The organism is Xanthomonas sp. WHRI 7064, from assembly GCF_040202355.2.
In the GTDB taxonomy this organism is placed as follows: domain Bacteria; phylum Pseudomonadota; class Gammaproteobacteria; order Xanthomonadales; family Xanthomonadaceae; genus Xanthomonas; species Xanthomonas arboricola.
Map to the genome: position 1 here is coordinate 714,219 of NZ_CP167821.1, position 17,965 is coordinate 732,183.

General features: G+C 67.5%; 11 protein-coding genes and 2 pseudogenes. 10 read left to right on the plus strand and 3 right to left on the minus strand.

Going from position 1 to position 17,965, the window contains the following annotated elements; genetic code table 11:
• The first annotated feature begins 71 nt into the window (after positions 1-71).
• From ABQY74_RS03090 to glnE, 10 genes and pseudogenes are all read left to right on the plus strand, one after another.
• Positions 72-2,249: a hypothetical protein gene (locus ABQY74_RS03090; protein ID WP_115510342.1), complete on the plus strand. Its 2,178-nt coding sequence runs from the start codon at positions 72-74 to the stop codon at positions 2,247-2,249.
• Positions 2,250-2,547: 298 nt separating this feature from the next.
• Positions 2,548-2,866, plus strand: a pseudogene (locus ABQY74_RS03095) (hypothetical protein); the annotation flags it as partial.
• Positions 2,867-3,078: 212 nt separating this feature from the next.
• Positions 3,079-4,869: pseudogene (locus ABQY74_RS03100) on the plus strand (hypothetical protein); the annotation flags it as partial.
• Between the two features lie 420 nt (positions 4,870-5,289).
• Positions 5,290-5,799: a sigma-70 family RNA polymerase sigma factor gene (locus ABQY74_RS03105; RefSeq protein WP_065048434.1), complete on the plus strand. Its 510-nt coding sequence runs from the start codon at positions 5,290-5,292 to the stop codon at positions 5,797-5,799.
• Positions 5,800-5,808: 9 nt separating this feature from the next.
• Positions 5,809-6,858, plus strand: coding sequence for a FecR domain-containing protein (locus ABQY74_RS03110; RefSeq protein WP_349793339.1), 1,050 nt, complete (start codon positions 5,809-5,811; stop codon positions 6,856-6,858).
• A 117-nt stretch (positions 6,859-6,975) separates the two neighbouring features.
• Complete coding sequence (locus ABQY74_RS03115; protein ID WP_349793341.1) at positions 6,976-9,507, plus strand: TonB-dependent siderophore receptor; 2,532 nt, start codon at positions 6,976-6,978, stop codon at positions 9,505-9,507.
• A gap of 64 nt (positions 9,508-9,571) precedes the next feature.
• Positions 9,572-11,170, plus strand: coding sequence for a PepSY-associated TM helix domain-containing protein (locus tag ABQY74_RS03120; RefSeq protein ID WP_349793343.1), 1,599 nt, complete (start codon positions 9,572-9,574; stop codon positions 11,168-11,170).
• Positions 11,167-11,490 carry a hypothetical protein gene (locus ABQY74_RS03125; protein WP_104596872.1) on the plus strand — a complete coding sequence of 108 codons (324 nt, stop codon included), beginning with the start codon at positions 11,167-11,169 and terminating at the stop codon, positions 11,488-11,490. The genes ABQY74_RS03120 and ABQY74_RS03125 overlap by 4 nt, the downstream gene beginning before the upstream one ends.
• Complete coding sequence (locus tag ABQY74_RS03130) at positions 11,478-11,828, plus strand: DUF3325 domain-containing protein (protein WP_104596874.1); 351 nt, start codon at positions 11,478-11,480, stop codon at positions 11,826-11,828. Before ABQY74_RS03125 ends, ABQY74_RS03130 begins: the two co-directional genes overlap by 13 nt.
• 713 nt (positions 11,829-12,541) lie before the next feature.
• Complete coding sequence (gene glnE / locus ABQY74_RS03135; RefSeq protein WP_349793345.1) at positions 12,542-15,373, plus strand: bifunctional [glutamate--ammonia ligase]-adenylyl-L-tyrosine phosphorylase/[glutamate--ammonia-ligase] adenylyltransferase; 2,832 nt, start codon at positions 12,542-12,544, stop codon at positions 15,371-15,373.
• Between the two features lie 135 nt (positions 15,374-15,508).
• Here glnE and ABQY74_RS03140 read toward each other — a convergent pair whose 3' ends face one another.
• The 3 genes from ABQY74_RS03140 to ABQY74_RS03150 form a co-directional block, all read right to left on the minus strand.
• A complete protein-coding gene (locus ABQY74_RS03140) occupies positions 15,509-16,066 on the minus strand; it encodes a VUT family protein (RefSeq protein ID WP_039510249.1) in 558 nt (185 codons plus the stop codon).
• Between the two features lie 508 nt (positions 16,067-16,574).
• Positions 16,575-17,078, minus strand: coding sequence for a hypothetical protein (locus ABQY74_RS03145; protein ID WP_349793347.1), 504 nt, complete (start codon positions 17,076-17,078; stop codon positions 16,575-16,577).
• Positions 17,075-17,938: a DUF2145 domain-containing protein gene (locus ABQY74_RS03150; RefSeq protein WP_349793349.1), complete on the minus strand. Its 864-nt coding sequence runs from the start codon at positions 17,936-17,938 to the stop codon at positions 17,075-17,077. Before ABQY74_RS03150 ends, ABQY74_RS03145 begins: the two co-directional genes overlap by 4 nt.
• Positions 17,939-17,965 lie beyond the last annotated feature (27 nt).

A 17,965-nucleotide genomic window follows, 5' to 3' on the forward strand; every position in this document is an offset into this window, starting at 1 on the left:
CCGGCCATGTTCACGCCTCGCCGCCAGCGCAACCGCGATAGTGGCGACAGACTCGACTTCTGCCTGCGCCCATGTCCTCTCTTCGCGACCGCTTCCAGCGCTGGCCCCGGCCATGGCGTATCGCAGTGGTCGTGCTGGTGGCGCTGTATGCGCTGTATCTGCTGGCCAGCAACCTGTTTCTCAACACGCCGCTGTTCGATGCCGTCACCAACCGGCAGCCGCATAAATTCACCATGCAGACCGGCCCGGCACTGACCGTGTTTCCGGGGCAGGTAATGGCCTGGAACGTGCGCATGCGCGGGCAGGCCAACCGCACCGTGTATGTGTTTCACGCCGACCGCGCCAATGCGCGCGTGGCCTTGCTGCCGCTGTTGCGGCGCGAGGTGCGGCTGCCCTGGCTGCATGCCACCGGCCTGGAAGCGGAAGTGGAAACCTCCGACACGCCCATTCCGCCACCGCCGCGCGGCGATCAGGGCTGGACGCTGCGCTTCGATGCGATCACCAGCAACAGCATCCGCAGTGCGCGCCTGGGCAAGCTGCTGATCGCCGGGCAGGGCCACGGCAGCGTCGGCTTCCTCAAGCAGCTCAAGGGCGGCCCGTCGGAGCTGTTTCCCTCCGAAGCGGGCTTTCGCGATGCGCTGGTCAGCTATGACGGGGTGCAAGTGTTCAATGGCGCGCAGCTGGATGCGCAATTCCAGTTTCCGCGCCATTACCGCGACCAGGCGCCGGGCCTGCGCAAGCTCGGCATCACTCACGCGCGCCTGCAGCTGAAGGCCGCGACCGTGGCGTTGAAGATCGATACCGGTGCGCCGCATGTGGACATCCGCAGTGGGCCGTCCGCGGCGCGGGTGGAGGCCGACATCACGCTGGATCGCGGCACCCTGCAGGAGGGCAGCCATGCGGTCTGGCGTCTGCCGTTGATGGCCGGCGTCGGCGCGACCGACCGCGGCATGCTGGCGCTGCAGCTGGACGTGGCGCGCGACATCCGTGTGCAGGCACGCCTGCCGCGCGACGAGAAGACGGGCAGCGAACTGCAGGCCGATCTGCGCATCGCCGGGCGCAGCATTCCCTTCCAGGATCCTGCGCAGGTGCTGCCGCGCCTGTCCGGGCAGGTGCGTGGGCGTTGGCAGTTCGAATCGCTGAACTGGATCGCCGAGCTGTTCGTGCGCAAGCCCTGGTTCCAGCTCGCAGGCGGCGGCCTGGTCGAGGCCGATCTGCGCTTGGCACAAGGGCGGCTCGCCAGCGGCAGCAGCCTGGAGATTCCGCGTGTGGAGGCGGTGGCGCAGGTGTTCGATACGCGGCTGGCCGGTATCGCCAAGGCGCATGGACGCATCGACGATGCCGCCACGCCGCAGGCGCATCTGGAGGTGAGCATCCCCACCTTCAAGGCCGCACCGCGCGATGCGCCCAGGCAGGTCCTGCTGGACGGCCGCGATCTGCAACTGGCCATGCATGGCGATGCCGAACTGGCGCGCCTGCGCGACACGCTCAAGGCGCAGCTGCGTTTCAGCGATGCGCGCGTTCCCGATCTCACCGTCTACAACCGGTACCTGCCGGGCAAGAACGTGCGCCTGCTCGGCGGCAGCGGCAGCCTGACCGGCGATGTGGCGCTCAATGCCGCTGGCGATGTGGGCAGCGGCCACGCCAACCTGCGCGGGCAGGGCGCGCATTTGGCGCTGGCCGGCGTGCAGATGCGTGGCGATGCCGAATTGCAGGCGCAGCTGCAGCGTGCCGATTTCAAGAACAAGTTTTTTGACCTCAGCGGCACGCGCGTACGCCTGCGCAATATGCGTGTGGGCGACGACAGCAGCGATGCCAACTGGTGGGGGCAGATGCAGGTGGGTGCCGGCACCATCCAGGCCAGCGCACCGTTCCAGGTGGATGCCGATGCGGCGATCCGCATGCGCGATGTCGCGCCGCTGCTGTCGGTGTTTGCGCAACGTGCCGACTATCCGCGCTGGGTACTGGGCTTGCTGGATTCGGGCGAGCTCGACGCCACCGGCCGGGTACGTTGGCGCAAGCAGCAGTTGCTGATCGACGACCTGCATGCGGAGAATGCGCGGCTGTCGCTGCGTGCAAGACTGGCCTTGAACGATGAGCAGCGGCGCGGCGATCTGTATCTGCGCTGGGGCGTGCTGGGCGCCGGGATCGAACTCGATGGCAAGCAACGCCAGTGGCATCTGGCCGGCGCGCGCGAGTGGTACGACGCGCAGCCTGGGTTGTTGCCGGCGGTGTCGAAGGCGAAGTAAGTGGTTCGTTGTCTGAGGCTTGCGCATTGCGGCCAGCCTTGCCGTCTTCGATGAGGCAGTGCGCGCACTGCCGGGCATGTAGGACATCCATTGCACACCGGGCAGCCTGCCGTTGCCCAGCAGCAATTGCCGCTGCGCACCGCGCTCACGGTTTCCTTGGCACACTGCGCCACGCCGCGTGCGCGGTCTTCAGGAGCCTGCCGTCATGACGATGCTTGTTCGCGCCCGCTGGCAAACCTTGCCCCGCCTGGTGCGCTGGCCGTTGCTGGCATTCCTGGTGGTGTACGCAAGCTATTTGATGCTCGGCAACCTGTTGCTCAACACGCCACTCGGGCCGGCCGCGCTCAATCGCAAGCCGGACAGGTTCACCATGCACTGGGGTCCGGCAGTGACCTGGTGGCCGGGCCGGCTGACGCTATGGAAGGTGGAGTTGCAAGGGCGCTCCACACGCACCCGCTGGAACGTCAGCGCGCAGCGCATGAGCGGGCAGGTGCGGCTATTGCCGTTGTTGCATCGGCAGTTGCTGGTGCCGGAACTGCATGCGCACGGAGTGCGCGGCGGCATGCAGGCGGCTGTACCCACAGCCGGTACCGTGGCGACGCCAGCACCGGCGACAGCGCCGGACACGCAGGTGGCTGCCGCACCGCCGGCTGACGCAGCCGGTACGCCGCCGCCAACGACCGCGCAGGACAAGCCACCCACACGCACCCCAGACGTCGCGGCGGGCACGCCGCCGCCCGCACGGACGAGCGGCGCAGCCGCCCGCGTGCCGCAATCCGCCGGGGGCGCCAATACCGCTGGCGCACCCGCAGGTCCCGCATCGACCGCTCCGGCCTGGACCCTGCAATTCGACCGCATCGTCGCCGATCAGGTGCAGGCAGTGACGCTGCGTCAGCTGCGGATCGAAGGCGATGGTCAGCTGCAGCTCGGCCTGTTCAAGCAGTTGCGCGGCGGGCCGATGGAAGTGTTTCCCTCGCGGGCGAGCTTCGACAACGCACGCATGCGCTGGGGTGACAGCGAAGTGCTGCGCAACGGCCAGCTGCGCATCGAAGCCAGCATCGCGCGGCATGCGCCGGAGCAGGCACGTGGGCTGGCCATGCTGCAGCTTGCCGATGCGCAGGTGAGCGTGCATGGCGACACCGCGGCACTGGATGTCGTACGCAATGCGCAGGGGCGCCACACGCTCGCCACACGCGCCGGCACGGGGCGTGCGGATGGGCAGTTGCGCTGGACGCGCGGCGCCTTGCAGCCCGGCAGCCAACTGCAATGGCGCGCACCTCTGCACGACAGCACGCGCACGCCGGCCGCCCTGCTGGGCGAGCTTGCAGCGCAACTGCAGGTGGATCAGGACATGCGCCTGCAGGTGAGCATGCCTGAGCCGGCCGATGCCGGGCTGACCCTGGATGCGGATCTGCGCGTGCAGGGCCGGCAGCTGCCGCTGCAATCGATGCGCAGCCTGCTGCCGCGCACCTCCGGGCATGCGCGCCTGCACTGGCAGCTGTCCTCGCTGAGCTGGATTCCGGCGCTGTTCCCGGACGTGGACTGGCTGACGCTGGAAGGCGACGGACTGGTGGATGCGGATCTGCGCATTGATCGCGGCCAGCTCGGTGCCGGCAGTCGCCTGCAGGTGCCGCACGTGCGTGCGCATGTCGGCGTGATGGGGCATGCGATCGATGGGCAGGCCAGCGCCGACCTGCGGGTGAGCGCCGATGCGAACGGGCAGCTGCTGCCGGCGCTTGCCTTGCAGATGCAGCAGTTCTCCATTGCGCACAGCGATGCGCCCACGCGCCCGTTCGTGCAGGGCCGCGACCTGCGTCTGGATCTGCAGACGCGCGCGGATGCGCGCAACCTGGCCACGCTGCGCGACGCCACGCGCGCGCATCTGGTGTTCGCCAATGCACGCGTGCCGGATCTGCGTGCCTACAACCGCTATCTGCCGCAGCAGCAACTGCGCTTCGATGGCGGCAACGGTGTGCTCAGTGGCGATCTGCAGATCGAACCCGGTGGGCGTATCGGCAAGGGCGGCCTGCGTATCGGTGCACGTGCGGCGCGGCTGCAGTTTGCCGGCCTGGCACTGCGTGGCGATGTGGATGCCGATCTGCGCTTGCAACGCGGCGATCTGCGTGCGGAAAACTTTCGCCTCGACGCCAGCACCATCCAGCTGCGCAATATCGGATTCACCGGGCCGGATGGTCAGCGCCGCGATGGCTGGTGGGCGCGCATCGTGCTGGAGGACACCCGCATGCAATGGCACCAGCCGGTTGGTGTGGATGGACGCGTGCGCATCCAGGTGCGCGATCTGGCGTTCCTGATGGCGCTGTACGCGCGCGACCGTTCGATCCCGAACTGGATGCTGCGGCTGGTGGATGCAGGCCAGGCGGAGGTGACCGGGCGCGTGCACTGGCAGGGCGACACCGTCATCGTCGATCGTTTGCAGGCGCGCAACCAACGCTTCCAGGTGGATGCGCGCTTGCGTTTGCAGGGCAGCCAACGCAGCGGCAGTCTGCTCGCGCGCTGGGGCATGTTGAGCGCAGCGGTGGGGTTGCGCGGCCAAACCCCGGAATGGCATCTGCTGCGTGCACCGGAGTGGTACCAGGCCCAGCCCGATCTGCTGCGCTGAGGCTGCCGTGCGCCAGTGCGGTGTGAAGGAAAAAGCGCCAGTTCTGTACTGCCTGGTGTTGTTTTGCAGTGCAGCGTGCAAGTGGCGTTCGGGGCGCGCACTATGATCCTGCATCCCGACGTGGGGGAGGGAGCAAAGCCCGCTGGCAGTTCGCTGCAAGCGGGCTTTTTTATTGCCTGAAGCTTGGCCAGTCAAGCCACTTCGACTCCGCTCACCGCGCGAAACGCCCAGATATTGAAGGCTTGGCCAGGCCACTGCCGGGTCGCCGTGGGCGTCAACCGCCCGCAAGTTCTCGATCCGCGTGACGGGAGTGGCCGGCGGCTGCGCCTGCACACGCCGCCGGCTTCCGCTAGAATGAGATCAATTCTCATTTATCGCCAGGCGCCTTGCCGCCTGGGTCCAGCCGTCCAGGAGGTCATCGTGTCGGTCACGCAAGGCGCGCTTCATCAGCAGGTGGAGCGCCTGTACACCGACCACCACGGCTGGCTGCAGGGCTGGCTGCGGCGCAAGCTGGGCGATGCGTTCGTGGCTGCCGACCTGGCGCAGGACACCTTCATCAGCGTGATCAGCGCGGGCGCCGCCGACGAGATCCGCGAGCCGCGCCCGTTCCTGGCCACCGTCGCGCGCCGGCTGATGGCGCACCGGCAGCGGCGCAAGTTGCTGGAAACCAGCTACCTGGAACTGCTGGCTGCGCTGCCGGAGGAATTGGCGCCGTCGCCGGAGCTGCAACTGCTGGCGCTGGAAGCGGTGCAGCAGGTGGACCAGGCGCTGGATGGCCTGCCGCCCAAGGTGAAGGAAGCCTTTTTGCTGGCGCATCTGCAGGAGCTGAGCTACGCGCAGATCGCGCAGCGGCTGGGCGTGTCCAGCAGCTCGGTCAAGCAATACCTCACGCGTGCCAACCGGCATTGCCTGTTCGCCCTGTCGGCGTGAGCTGCACGGATGGCTGATGCCGCCTCACCTCGTGCGCGCACCGCTGCCGGCCAGCGCGCGCCGCTGGCCGGCGGGCAACCGATCAGCGCCGAGGTCGCCGACCAGGCCGCGCAATGGCTGACGGTGCTGATGTCCGGCACTGCGAGCGAGGCGCAGCTGCAGCGCTGGCAACAGTGGCGCGATGCGCATCCGGACCACGCGCGGGCGTGGGCGCATATCGAGGCGGTGACCGGGCGGCTGAAGACGCTGACCCCGCAGGCGGCCTATCGCAGCCTGTCGCCATATGCGGGTAGCAACGGCCAGGCATCGCCGGGCCGGCGCAAGGCGCTGAATCTGCTGCTGTGGGGCGGGGTGGCCGGGGCCACCGGTGTGCTGGCCGCGCGCACCGAACGCTGGCAGCGCGCCACCGCCGATTACGCCACCGCGACCGGCCAGCGCCGCGAGGTGCAGTTGCAGGACGGCAGCCGCATCACCCTCAACACGCGCAGCGCCATCGACGTGCGCTTCGACGCGCAGCAGCGGCTGCTGCAGCTGCTGGCCGGCGAGATCATGGTGACCACCGCGCATGCGCTGGGCGCGGATCACGACGCGCGCCCGCTGCTGGTGCGCACCGCGCAGGGCGATATCCGTGCATTGGGCACGCGCTTTTGCGTGCGCCAGGACGAACACGACACCCGGCTGAGCGTGCTGGAAAGCGCGGTGGAGGTGCGGCCACATGCGGCCGCGCAGGCCGTCGGGCGCGTGCAGGCAGGGGAGCAGTGTCGGTTTACTGCCGACGCGCTCGGTGCCATCGCGCCGGTCGATGCACAGGCCGCGGCCTGGGTGCGCGGGCAGCTGGTCGCCGACGAGTGGCGCCTGGATGCCTTCATCGCCGAACTCGACCGTTATCGCGCCGGGCTGCTGCGCTGCGACCCGCAGGTGGGCAGCCTGCGCGTCTCCGGCGTGTTCCCGCTGGACGACACCGACCGCATCCTGGCAATGCTGCCCAGCGTGCTGCCGGTGCGGGTGAGCCGGCGCAGCCGTTACTGGGTGACGGTGCAGGCGGCTGGGCAGGCCTGAGGCGCCGCCAGCCGGCCGTCGCCGAAAAAAGTTTGCATCCGGGCTGCCCGATCGCCGCAGTTGTGGCACCTCCCCAATGACGGTGTCAGTGCGACACCAAACCTTTGTGGGAACAGCATGTCGATCACTGCCCGCCGCCGCGGTCAACTTTCTTCTTCGTCGTTGCAGCGCAACGCCCTGGTGCAGGCCGTGCAGCGGCCGCTCGGCACCGCCGTGGCGGTTGCGCTCTGCAGCCTGGGCGTGTGTGCGGGCATGCCCGACGCCATCGCCCAGACCGCGCCTGCCACGCAGGATGCGCGCCAGGCCTATCGCATCCCCGCCGGCCCGTTGGCGCCGGCGCTGCGTGAACTGGCCGGTTCGGCCAACCTGTTGCTGAGCTTCACCGCCGCGCAGACCGACGGCAAGACCACCGCCGGGCTGGATGGCAGCTACACCGCACCGGCCGCCCTGGCTGCGCTGCTGGCGGGCAGCGGCTTGCAGGCCGTGCCGTTGCAGACCGGCGGCTACGTACTGCGCGCCGCGCCGCAGCTGAGCGCGAGCAACAGTGAGGTGGACGCGTGGCTGCTGCCCACCATCAAAGTGACCGCGCAGGCCAACCGCAGTGCGACCACCAGCGGCACCGGCAGCTATACCGCGCGCGCGGTCAGCATCGGCCGCGGCGAGCAGGCGCTCAAGGACATCCCGCAGTCGATCAGCGTGGTCACCCGTCAGTTGATGGACGAGCAGAACATCACCTCGGTCTACGACGCGCTGGCCAGCACCACCGGCATCACCATCGTGCAGAGCCCGCAGGGCGGCAAGTACATCTATTCGCGCGGGTTCGACATCACCACCGTGCAGTACGACGGCGTGCCGCTCAATCGCGGCATGTACGGCCGGGCGAGCAACTACAGCGCCAATATGGGCATCTACGATCGCGCCGAAGTGCTGCGCGGTGCGGCGGGCCTGCTGCAGGGTGCGGGCAACCCCGGCGGTGCAGTGAACCTGGTGCGCAAGCGCCCGCTGGATGTGCCAGGCGTCAGCGTGATGGTGCAGGGCGGCAGCTGGGATCGTTACGGCGCGCTGATCGATGGCAGCGCCAACCTCAGCGCCGATGGCGCATTGCGCGCGCGCGGAGTGATCGACTACCAGGATCAGCGCTCGTTCGTCGATGGGGTCACACGCCGCACGCCCACCTACTACGGCACGCTCGACTACACGTTCTCGCCGCAGACCCAGCTCAGCCTGGGCGTGAGCTACGAACAGGTGGAAGGCCGGCCGTTCTTCGGCGGTCTGCCCAGTTTCAGCGATGGCCGCGATATCGGCCTGCCACGCCAGACCAATCTGGGTGCGGCATGGAACCGGCAGTCCTCGTCCAATCGCGGGCTGTATCTGGACCTGGACCATCGCTTCAATGCCGACTGGGTGTTCAAGCTCAGTGCGGTGCAGGTGCGCGAGCTGCACGATCTGAAATATGCCAGCTCCAGCCGCGCAATCAATCCAGCCAACGGCACCGGCGCGCTGCTGGCCGCGCGCACCATTTCCGATGCGGACGCCTTCGGCTTCGACGCCAATGTGATCGGGCAGTTCAATGCACTGGGGCGCAGGCACGAGTTGGTGATCGGCAGCAACTTCGCCGAGACCACCGTGGATACGGTCTACGGCAACAAGAACAACTTCCAGACCTTCAATGTGTTCAATCTGCAGCGCAATGTGCGGGCGATCAGCGATGCAGAAATCTTCGCCAATGCACGCGAGGCCCGGCATGGCACCTCGCGCGAATTCGGCCTGTACGGCGTACTGCGCTGGCAGCTGACGGATCCGTTGAGGGCCATCGTCGGCACCCGCGTGAGCTGGCACGACACCCTGTGGAACACCACCACCACCGGGCTGTCGCCGTCGCAATCGATCGAGCACACCCGCGAGACCGGGCAGGTCACGCCGTATGCCGGCCTGTTGTACGCCTTGAGCCCGACCTGGTCGGCCTACGCCAGTTATGCAGACATCTTCCAGCCGCAGAATGCGCAGACCGAAGCCGGCGAGATGCTCAAGCCGATGACCGGTGCCAACTACGAGCTGGGCATCAAGGGGGAGTGGCTGGACGGGCGCATCAACAGCGCGTTTGCGCTGTTCCAGATCGAGCAGAAAAACCGCGCCCAGGCCGACCTGACCACCAGCCCCACGTGCCGCAACAACGATTTCTGCTACATCGACAGCGGCAAGGTGCGCAGCCGCGGCTTCGATGCCGAAGTCAGCGGCGAGGTACTGCGCGACTGGAACGTGTTTGCCGGTTACACCTTCAACCGCACCACCTACCTGCAGGATGTCAGCAGCCAGGGCCAGGCCTTCAACAGCTACACGCCCAAGCACCTGCTGCGGGTATGGACCACCTACCGTCTGCCGGGTGTGCTGCAGGACGTCACCGTTGGTGGCGGTGTCAGCGCGCAGAGCGCGGCATATCGGCAGATCGGCACTGCCACCGCGCCGATCCAGGGGCGTGCTGTCTGGAATGCATTGGCGCGGTACCAGGTCAACCGGCAATGGTCGGTGGCGGTCAATCTCAACAACGTGTTCGACAAGCACTACTACAACACCTTGTCGAGCTTCGTTAACGGGCGCTATTACGGCGAACCGCGCAACGTGATGGTGACCCTGCGCGGCGCGCTGTGATGCGGGCACCAGCGCTGCGGTGGCGCATGGCGCGTGCCGGATGAAAGAAGGCTTTCGCCAAAGCATGGCCTGGCTGCACACCTGGTGCGGCCTGAGCTGTGGCTGGTTGCTGTGCGCAATCTTCCTGACCGGCACGCTCAGCGTATTTCGCGATCCGATCACCAGCTGGATGCAGGGCACACCGGCCTTGCCGAGTGCGAGCACGCAGATTGTCTTGTCGGAAGCAGCGCTGGTACCGCGTGCACTGGCGCAGCTGCATCAGCTTGCGCCACAGGCGCGCCTGTGGCGGATCACCTTGCCCGCGCATCCGGGTGAGGCGCTCACGCTGTTCTGGCGGACACCAGAGGGCCAGGATCAGGCAGCGCTGGACCCCGGGAGCGGCGAGTTGCTGCCGTCTCCGTGGGGCCGGCAGACCGAAGGCGGCCGGCATTTCATGAGCTTCCACTACACCTTGCACGGCGGCATTCCCGGCTATTGGCTGGTGGGCTGGGTGTCGCTGTGCGGGCTGATCGCGCTGGTATCCGGGGTGATCGTGCACAAGCGGATCTTTCTGGATTTCTTTACCTTCCGCCCGGGCAAGGGCCAGCGCTCGTGGCTGGACGCGCACAACGCCACCGCGGTGCTGACGCTGCCGTTTTTGCTGATGATCGTCTACACCGGCCTGGCGTATTTCCACACCAGCTACATGCCCGCGCCGTTGCACGCGCTGTACGGCAGCGACGAGGACGCGTACACGCGTTACGCCGATGACCTGTCGCCGGCAGTGCCTGCGGCCAGCACAGACGACGCCGCAGTCAACCGCGTGCCCGCCTATCTGCCGGAGCTGGTGCTGCGTGCAGATTCGCTCAACGCTGCGCCCGCGCAAACGCTGGTGATCGAGCGGCCCGATCAACCCGGCAGCAAGCTGCGCGTGATCGCGCGCGTGGCCGCGACCGGCAGCTCGCGGCGCCTGCTCAACCCAGCCAACAGCGTGGTGTTCGACGCGAACAGCGGCGCGCTGCTGGAGCGGCATGCGGATGCCGCACGCACGGACCTGCACGCGCAGGATGTGGAAGAAGTCATCAAGACCCTGCACGTGGCCGGGTTCGGCGGCTGGACCAGCAAATGGCTGTATTTCATCTGCGGCCTGGCCGGCACCTTGATGATGGCCACCGGCACCTTGCTGTTTTCGATCAAGCGGCGTCGGCGTAGCGAGCAGGAGTTCGGCGCGGCCACCGCCGGCATCTATCGGGTAGTGGAAGCGCTCAATGCCGCCGCGCTTGCGGGAACCGCCTTGGCGAGCATTGCGTATTTTTATGCCAACCGCCTGGTGCCGATCGCGCAGGCCGGCCGCAGCCAGATCGAAATCCACGCATTCCTGTGGGTATGGGCAGCCACGCTGCTGCATGCGCTGCTGCGCCCGCCCGCGCGTGCATGGGTGGAGCAACTGGCGATGACCGCGCTGCTGTGTGTCGGCTTGCCGCTGCTCAATGCGGTCACCACCGGGCAGCATCTGGGCGTGTACCTGGTTGCCGGCGACCTGCAGCGCGCCGGGGTCGAGCTGGTCTCGCTCGTCCTCGGCGTTGCATTTGCTTACGCAGCGTATCGGGCGCACCGCAGCGCCGTGCGACCGGTGCCGACACGCGCCAGGCGCGGCGCCACTGCCGCGATGGATGTGTTGTGAAGCCTGCTTCGAGCACCGCATCGGTGACGCGCTACCGCTGGTCGGTTGCCGGTCGCGTGCTTGCTGCCAGTATCGGCGGCTATGCGCTGACCTCCACCGGCTGCAGCGTGCTGGCGCAGCTGCTGTCGCGGTTTGCCGGCGTGTCGCCTGCGGTCTCGGTGCTGAGCATGACCTTGCTGAGTTTCGCCATCTACACCGTCGTCGTGCTGTGGATGTTTCGTGCGCGCAGTGCATTGCGCATGTGGGGCTGGCTGGGCGTGGGTATCGCTGCGCTGGGCGGCGCGAGCTGGTTGCTGGGACATCCGCCATGGATGGGCTGATCACCGCGCTGCTGGCCACCGCGCTCTGCCACGCCGCACTGATGGCCCTGGCCGTGGCGATGCATCGCCATTACGAGCAGCTCACCGGCCGCCGCACTGCGCCGATCATGCAGCGATGGTTGCTGCGTGCGATGGCTGTCTGTCTGTTGATCGCCGCGCTGGTGCTGTGCGTGCTCGCTTGGGGCGGAACAGTGGGCACCTTGTTGTGGCTGGGGTTTGTCAGCGTGGCCGCGCTGTGGGTAGCGCTGGGCCTGGCGTACGCGCCGCGCTGGAGTGCGTGGCTGGCAGTGCTGCTGGGCTGCGTCGCATGCGGCGTGATTGGTTGGCGTGTGCTGTAGCTGGCACGGCGTTTTTGTCAACGAGTGCCTGATGTCGGGGATGGCGGTGACATTGCCCGCATCGAAAGAGCTGATCGGATCGCAGCTCATCTGATCTCGTAGAGGGGTCTGGATGTGGTCGACAGCACCGCACCAGGGAGTTTGTCGGTTGCTTGCTTAAAAGCTTGTCCATCGATCGTCTTGCATTGGGAACATGCCTGGACGCGCCGTGATCCGAGTAGCGGACGGAGTGCCTGCTCGCACCACACACACCGACCATCTTGACTGGCTCTTGCCCGCCCACCGTCGCGGGACCTTACGCGGCATGGATGCCGCGTAAGAGCCTACAAGGACGTACTTGCGGCGTGTCCTGCGATGGTGGGCGGGCAAGGGCCCTGCAAGGAAGCCTCAGATCACATGCTTCGCCTCTGCTTGACCGCCTCATCCGGCCTGAGCGCAAACAGCCGGCTTTCGAACTCTGACGCTGTTTCAACACGCGATACCTTCACCACTTCCGGGACACGTCGTAAATCATCCGTGGATTTCCATGGCTGCATCCATACGGCCAAGGAGCCCGCAACCAGTGAGGACATCACGCCCGCCGACATGGCCGCGGGCTGATGGGACTACACGCAGCGCGGTGGTAAACCCGGTAGTTGTGTTGCTGCCCCTAGACACCGCGGGATCAACCGTAGACACGTGCCGCCATCGCGCAGGGATGCCAGAATCTGCGCATGTCGCTGCCTACCTCATCCGTGTCTCCTGCGCTCACCGCCCTGATCGAGCGGGCCGTGGCGCGTGTCCGTCATGCCGTGCCGGCCGACCAGCCCTGGCCGGGCGATGACTTCGCTCGGCAGCTCGAACAGGTTGCGCTTGCCAGTGAGTTTGCGCTCGATACCTTGGCACGTCAGCCGGCCTTGCTGCAGCACCTGGCGCAGCCGGATCCACCGCCGTTGCCACTGCCGGTGCTCGACCCCGCACAGCCCCAGGCCTGGCCGGCGCAGTTGCGGCGCTACCGCAGTGCCGAATCCACACGCCTGGTCTGGCGCGACGTGCTCGATCTGGACAGTGTCGATGCCACCCTGGCCGGTGCCACCCGCCTGGCCGAAACCTGCCTGCGATGTGGGCTGCAGGCGTTGGAGCAGCAGTTTCGCGACCGCCACGGCCAGGTGATTGCCGAAGACGGCAGCGTGCAGCGGCTGGTGGTGTTCGGGCTGGGCAAGCTTGGTGGTGGCGAGCTGAATTTTTCCTCGGATGTGGATCTGGTCTATGCGTATCCGCAGGGCGGCCAGTCCGATGGTGCCCGCCCGTTGGCAGCCGAGGAATATTTTGCGCGGCTTGGCCAGCAGCTGGCCAAGCTGCTCGACGAGACTACCGCCGATGGATTCAGCCATCGCGTGGATCTGCGTCTGCGCCCGTTCGGCACGGCCGGGCGGGTGGCCTTGTCGTTCACCGGCATGGACCAGTACTTCCAGCGCGAAGGACGCGACTGGGAGCGCTATGCGTGGCTCAAGGCGCGCGCGGTGGCCGGCGACATCGACGCCGGCGAAGCCTGGCTCGAGACGCTGCGCCCCTTCGTTTACCGGCGCTATCTGGACTTCACCGCACTGGACGGCCTGCGCGAGATGAAGGCGGCGATTACTGCCGAAGTCGCCCGCCACGATCGTCTGGACGACATCAAGCGCGGGCCGGGCGGCATCCGCGAGATCGAGTTCCTGGCGCAATCGCTGCAGCTGATTCGCGGTGGGCGCGAGCCGAGCCTGCGCGAGCGTCGCCTGCTGCCTGCCCTGCAGGCGCTGGTGGAGGCCGGCCAGATCGATGCGGACAACGGGCATGCATTGACCGAGGCGTATCGCTTCTTGCGCCGGCTCGAAAATCGTCTGCAGATGTTGCGCGATGCACAGACCCATGCCTTGCCGCAGGCGCCGCTGGATCGCGAACGCATCGCGCTGGGCCTGGGTTATGCGGATTGGCCGGCACTGCTGCAGGCACTCGCCCCGCAACGCGCGCGCGTTGCCGCCGAATTCGCCGAGCTGCTGGCACCGCGCGTGCGCGCCACCGCGCCCGACGCGCTTGCCGACTACTGGCGCGCACTGCCGGAAGGCGATGCCGCGCCGCTGGCCGGCATCGGATTGCACGATCCAGCCGGCGCGCACCAGGTGCTGGCCGATTTTGCGCAGTCCTCCGGCGTGCGTGCGCTCTCCGATACCGCAAGCGCGCGGCTGGACCGCGTCATGCCGGCGCTGCTGCATGCGGCCACCCGCGCCAGCCAGCCGGACGCCGCCGTGCGCCGCGTGCTCGGCCTGCTGCAATCCACCTTGCGCCGCACCAGTTACCTGGCCTTGCTGGACGAACAACCCAGCGCGCTCGCACGCCTGGTCGATGTGCTCTCGCGCAGCGCCTTGCTGGCCGAGCGCCTGGCTGCGCATCCGCTGTTGCTGGACGAATTGCTCGACACCCGCATCAGCGGTCCGTTGCCCGACCGCGACGCGTTGCACGCTGCGTGCCTGGACACCTTGCAGATCGAGGACACCGAAGCGGCGCTGCGCGAACTCAACGAGCGCCGCCTCGCCTTGAGCTTCCGCATTGCACTGGCCACGCTCGATGGCCGCCAGCAGGCCGTGGACAGCACCCAGCAGCTGGCCTGGCTGGCCGAAGCAGTGGTGCAGACGGTGCTGCAGCTGGCGCGCCGCGAACTGATCGCTGCGCACGGGCAGGTGCCGGGCGGGGCGTTCGCCATCATCGGCTACGGCAGCCTGGGTGGCCTGGAGCTGGGCTTCGGCTCGGACCTGGATCTGGTGTTTCTCTACGACCACCCGCGGCAGGTGGAGGCTTCCGATGGCAAGCGACCGTTGGACGCCGGGCGCTGGTTTGCGCGGCTGGCGCAGAAGGTGATGACCTTGCTGGCTGCCGAAACCGGCGCCGGCCGTCTCTACGAGATCGACGTGCGGCTGCGCCCGGACGGCGGCAAGGGCGCGTTGGTGTCATCGCTGGCCAGTTACCGCGAGTACCAGCGCGAGCGCGCCTGGACCTGGGAACATCAGGCGCTGGTGCGCGCGCGTGCGGTGGCCGGCGATGCGGCGCTGTGCGAAGCGTTCGCGCAGGTGCGTGGCGACACGCTGACACGCGTGCGCGACACCGCAGCGCTGCACGAGGACGTGCGCAAGATGCGCGCGCGCATGCGCAGCGAGCTGGATCGCAGCGATGCGGGGCGGCTGGATCTCAAGCAGGGCGCCGGCGGCCTGGTCGATCTGGAATTCGTCCTGCAGGCCGGTGTGCTCGGCCAGGCCGCACACCATCCCACGTTGCTGTTGGCCTGCGCCACGCCCGCCTTGATCGATGCGCTGGTGCAGGTGCAGTGGCTGCCGGCCGAGAGCGCAGCAGCGCTGCACCAGGCCCATGCCACGCTGGTGGAAGCGGGCCTGAGTTGCACGCTGGATCGCCGGCCGCGGCTGATCGCACCGACCCCGGCCATCCAGCAGGCACGGCACAGCATCTTCACTACCGCGCACGCGCAAGGGCTGGAGTTTCCGCTCGGCAAGGACGTGGCAACGCCACCGCCTTGAGTGGCCGGTAGCTGGCGTTGCAAGGTGAGACGCGTGCGGTGCGCAGCCCGGGTTGGCAGAAGCGCGGGTGCGTTGGACTGGCGTCCCTCCACCGCGCCTGCTGTCGGCCTGATTGCCGGTGCGCAGGCGAGCCGGTCAGCCCTGCGGGCGCGGCGCACTGCGCCACAGCAGTGCGCGGAACGGGCCGAGCAGGAACACGCCCATGCCCAGCTTCACCGCCAGGTCGCCGGCCGCCCAGCTGATCCATGGCAGGCCAGCGCCGGCAAAGGCGATGCTCCAGAAGATCGTCGTATCCAGCGTGGCGCTGCAGGTGGTGGCCACGATCGGTGCACGCCACCAATTGCCACTGCGCAGCCGGTCGAACACGCTGATATCCAGCAGCTGGGCAGCGATGAAGGCGGTGCACGAGGCCGCCGCGATGCGCGGGGTGGCCAGCCAGAGCGACAACACCACCGCCAGCGCAAACCCGCACCAGGCGACCTTGCGCGCCGCGCGCGGGCCGAAGCGCCGATTGATCAGGTTGCTCACCAGAAACGCCAACGGATACGAGAACGCACCCCAGGTCAGCCAATCGTTGATCGGGTACTGCACCAGAATATTGGACAACAGCACCACCGCGCCCATGGCCAGGACCGCCCACGCCAATGCGCGCGCGGTGAGTGGGGTGAATGGCGTCGGCGCGGTGCTGGACATGACGGTGCGGTAGTGACAGAACAGTGCGGATTATCCGCGCGTTGACGCATGCGGGCCAGTGCGCCAATGCGCATGCACGACACGGCCGCGTGCTGCTGGTTCAACCAGCATGCCGGTCAACGCATGGCCGCCAGCATTGGTGAGTGAGGCGCTGCGGATCGCTCGTGCTCGCCAACCGCGTGATGCGTGAGCACTCCGGCGTTGCGCTGTGCTGCCGTTTGAGCGCATGCCGGCGGGCCATCAGGCAATCTGCGTGTACAGCGTTGCCGATTACGGCGCGATCAGCACGCTAGCACTGCGTGCGTGCCACGCATCGGTGCGCCAAGGCTCTGCATCGGCACGTGGCAGTACGCGTCGGTGATCAACAAACCATTGCGCAGGCAGTTAGGCAGACAGTGGAAGATGCCTCTGCGCGCACCGCACGTACCGCACTTAGCGCCGTATCCGCAAACGGTGCGTCAGTAACGCCCCATCCTGGCCGACAGCGTCTGCGAGCGGCTTCCCTGCATCACCAGGTGGTGCTGCTGTTCTGCGCGGCGGATTCCGCGATCGGCACGAATGCCAGCGCCTGGCCTTGTGGCGAATGCACCGTCCAGCCCGCACCGGCCGGGCTCGGCTGGAAGGTCACCGTCTCGCCAACGCGAAAGCCCGCCGTCGGGTCGTCCTGGCGAGCCGGCCAGCGCAGCAGCGCGGTGTTCTCGGCGTTTGCCGGATCCTGCAACTGCACCTGGCAGCCGCCGTCAGTCTTTTTTTCCACCGACTTTACCCGCATCGGCGGCAATGGCCCGGCCGAGGCCTTGTGCGATGCGTCGCTCAAGGCTTCCGAGCCTGCGATCGCACTATGGCCCAGCGCCAACGACACGAAATACGGCGCGGAGATCACCAGGATCGCCGACATCGCCGAGGCATCGCCACGGGTGATCGTGGTCAGGCCCGCATGGGCCTGCATCGGCTGGCCAAACGAGATGGCCAGCAGCAGCCCAAGGCCGGCAGATCGAAGAGGGATGTTCATGGAGATGCTCCGTGCGTGGCAACGCTGTTTGGAATGGACTGGTCCTGCTGCAGCATGTGTTGCTGCTGCAGGAAATCGAACACCGACTCGACCGTGATCACCGAATAATTGCCGGAGATGCGCTCGCTGGCGGGATGGTCGGTCACTGCGGCATTGGCGACGAAGAAACGGGCGCCGATGCGCTTGCTCAGGTCCAGGTGCAGGCGGGTAGGTTGGTAGCCGTTGCGTTTGAGCCAGGCTTGCGCGCTGCGTCGATCGCTCACCGGTGCAGCTGTCGCCTCTGCTGCGCTGGTCGCCGCCAATGCCGCCGCCAGCACTTCGAGCACCCACTGGTTGGAATTCTGATAATCGGTGGAGAACGGGTAGGCGATCATGCTGTAGCGCGCCTCGTGCAGTGCATGTGCCAGCGTGGCCGGATCCTGCAGCAACGTGCGCAGTTGCTGCTGCAGCGCCGGTGCCGGCACGCCGACGCGCAGATCGGCAGTGAGGGCACTTTCGCCGATGAAGTTGCTCAGGCCTTCGTGATACAGCGCGGAGTTGTCCGACTTGCAGTGATTGAGCAGGTGTTTCACCCGCCAGGTGCCGTCGTCCTCGCGCAGCGCGAAGGCCAGATGGCTGTGTTTCAGCCCATAGCGGCTCAGATCCTGGCCGCCGCGTGCCAGCAGCACGACCTGCGCACCGTCCACTGCGTCCAGCGCCTGCTGGGTGGACCTGGCCATGTCGAACATCGCCGCCAGCGTGGCGGGGGTCGGATAGTGCGTGGTGCACACCGGCGCGGCGAAGGCGGGGAGTGCGCACGTCAGGGAGACGAGCAACAGCGCCGTTGCAGGCCAGCCGCGCCGTTTGTGTGCAAGTTGCATGGGGAGTGCAGCGTCCTTGTGTCTGCC

What these genes read in the sequence shown, in the direction of transcription:
- ABQY74_RS03090 (WP_115510342.1), top strand. Translation starts at nt 72, where the DNA reads ATGTCCTCTCTTCGCGACCGCTTCCAGCGCTGGCCCCGGCCATGGCGT.
- ABQY74_RS03110 (WP_349793339.1), top strand. Translation starts at nt 5,809, where the DNA reads ATGGCTGATGCCGCCTCACCTCGTGCGCGCACCGCTGCCGGCCAGCGC.
- ABQY74_RS03115 (WP_349793341.1), top strand. Translation starts at nt 6,976, where the DNA reads ATGTCGATCACTGCCCGCCGCCGCGGTCAACTTTCTTCTTCGTCGTTG.
- ABQY74_RS03120 (WP_349793343.1), top strand. Translation starts at nt 9,572, where the DNA reads ATGGCCTGGCTGCACACCTGGTGCGGCCTGAGCTGTGGCTGGTTGCTG.
- ABQY74_RS03130 (WP_104596874.1), top strand. Translation starts at nt 11,478, where the DNA reads ATGGATGGGCTGATCACCGCGCTGCTGGCCACCGCGCTCTGCCACGCC.
- glnE (WP_349793345.1), top strand. Translation starts at nt 12,542, where the DNA reads ATGTCGCTGCCTACCTCATCCGTGTCTCCTGCGCTCACCGCCCTGATC.
- ABQY74_RS03140 (WP_039510249.1), bottom strand. Translation starts at nt 16,066, where the DNA reads ATGTCCAGCACCGCGCCGACGCCATTCACCCCACTCACCGCGCGCGCA.
- ABQY74_RS03145 (WP_349793347.1), bottom strand. Translation starts at nt 17,078, where the DNA reads ATGAACATCCCTCTTCGATCTGCCGGCCTTGGGCTGCTGCTGGCCATC.
- ABQY74_RS03150 (WP_349793349.1), bottom strand. Translation starts at nt 17,938, where the DNA reads ATGCAACTTGCACACAAACGGCGCGGCTGGCCTGCAACGGCGCTGTTG.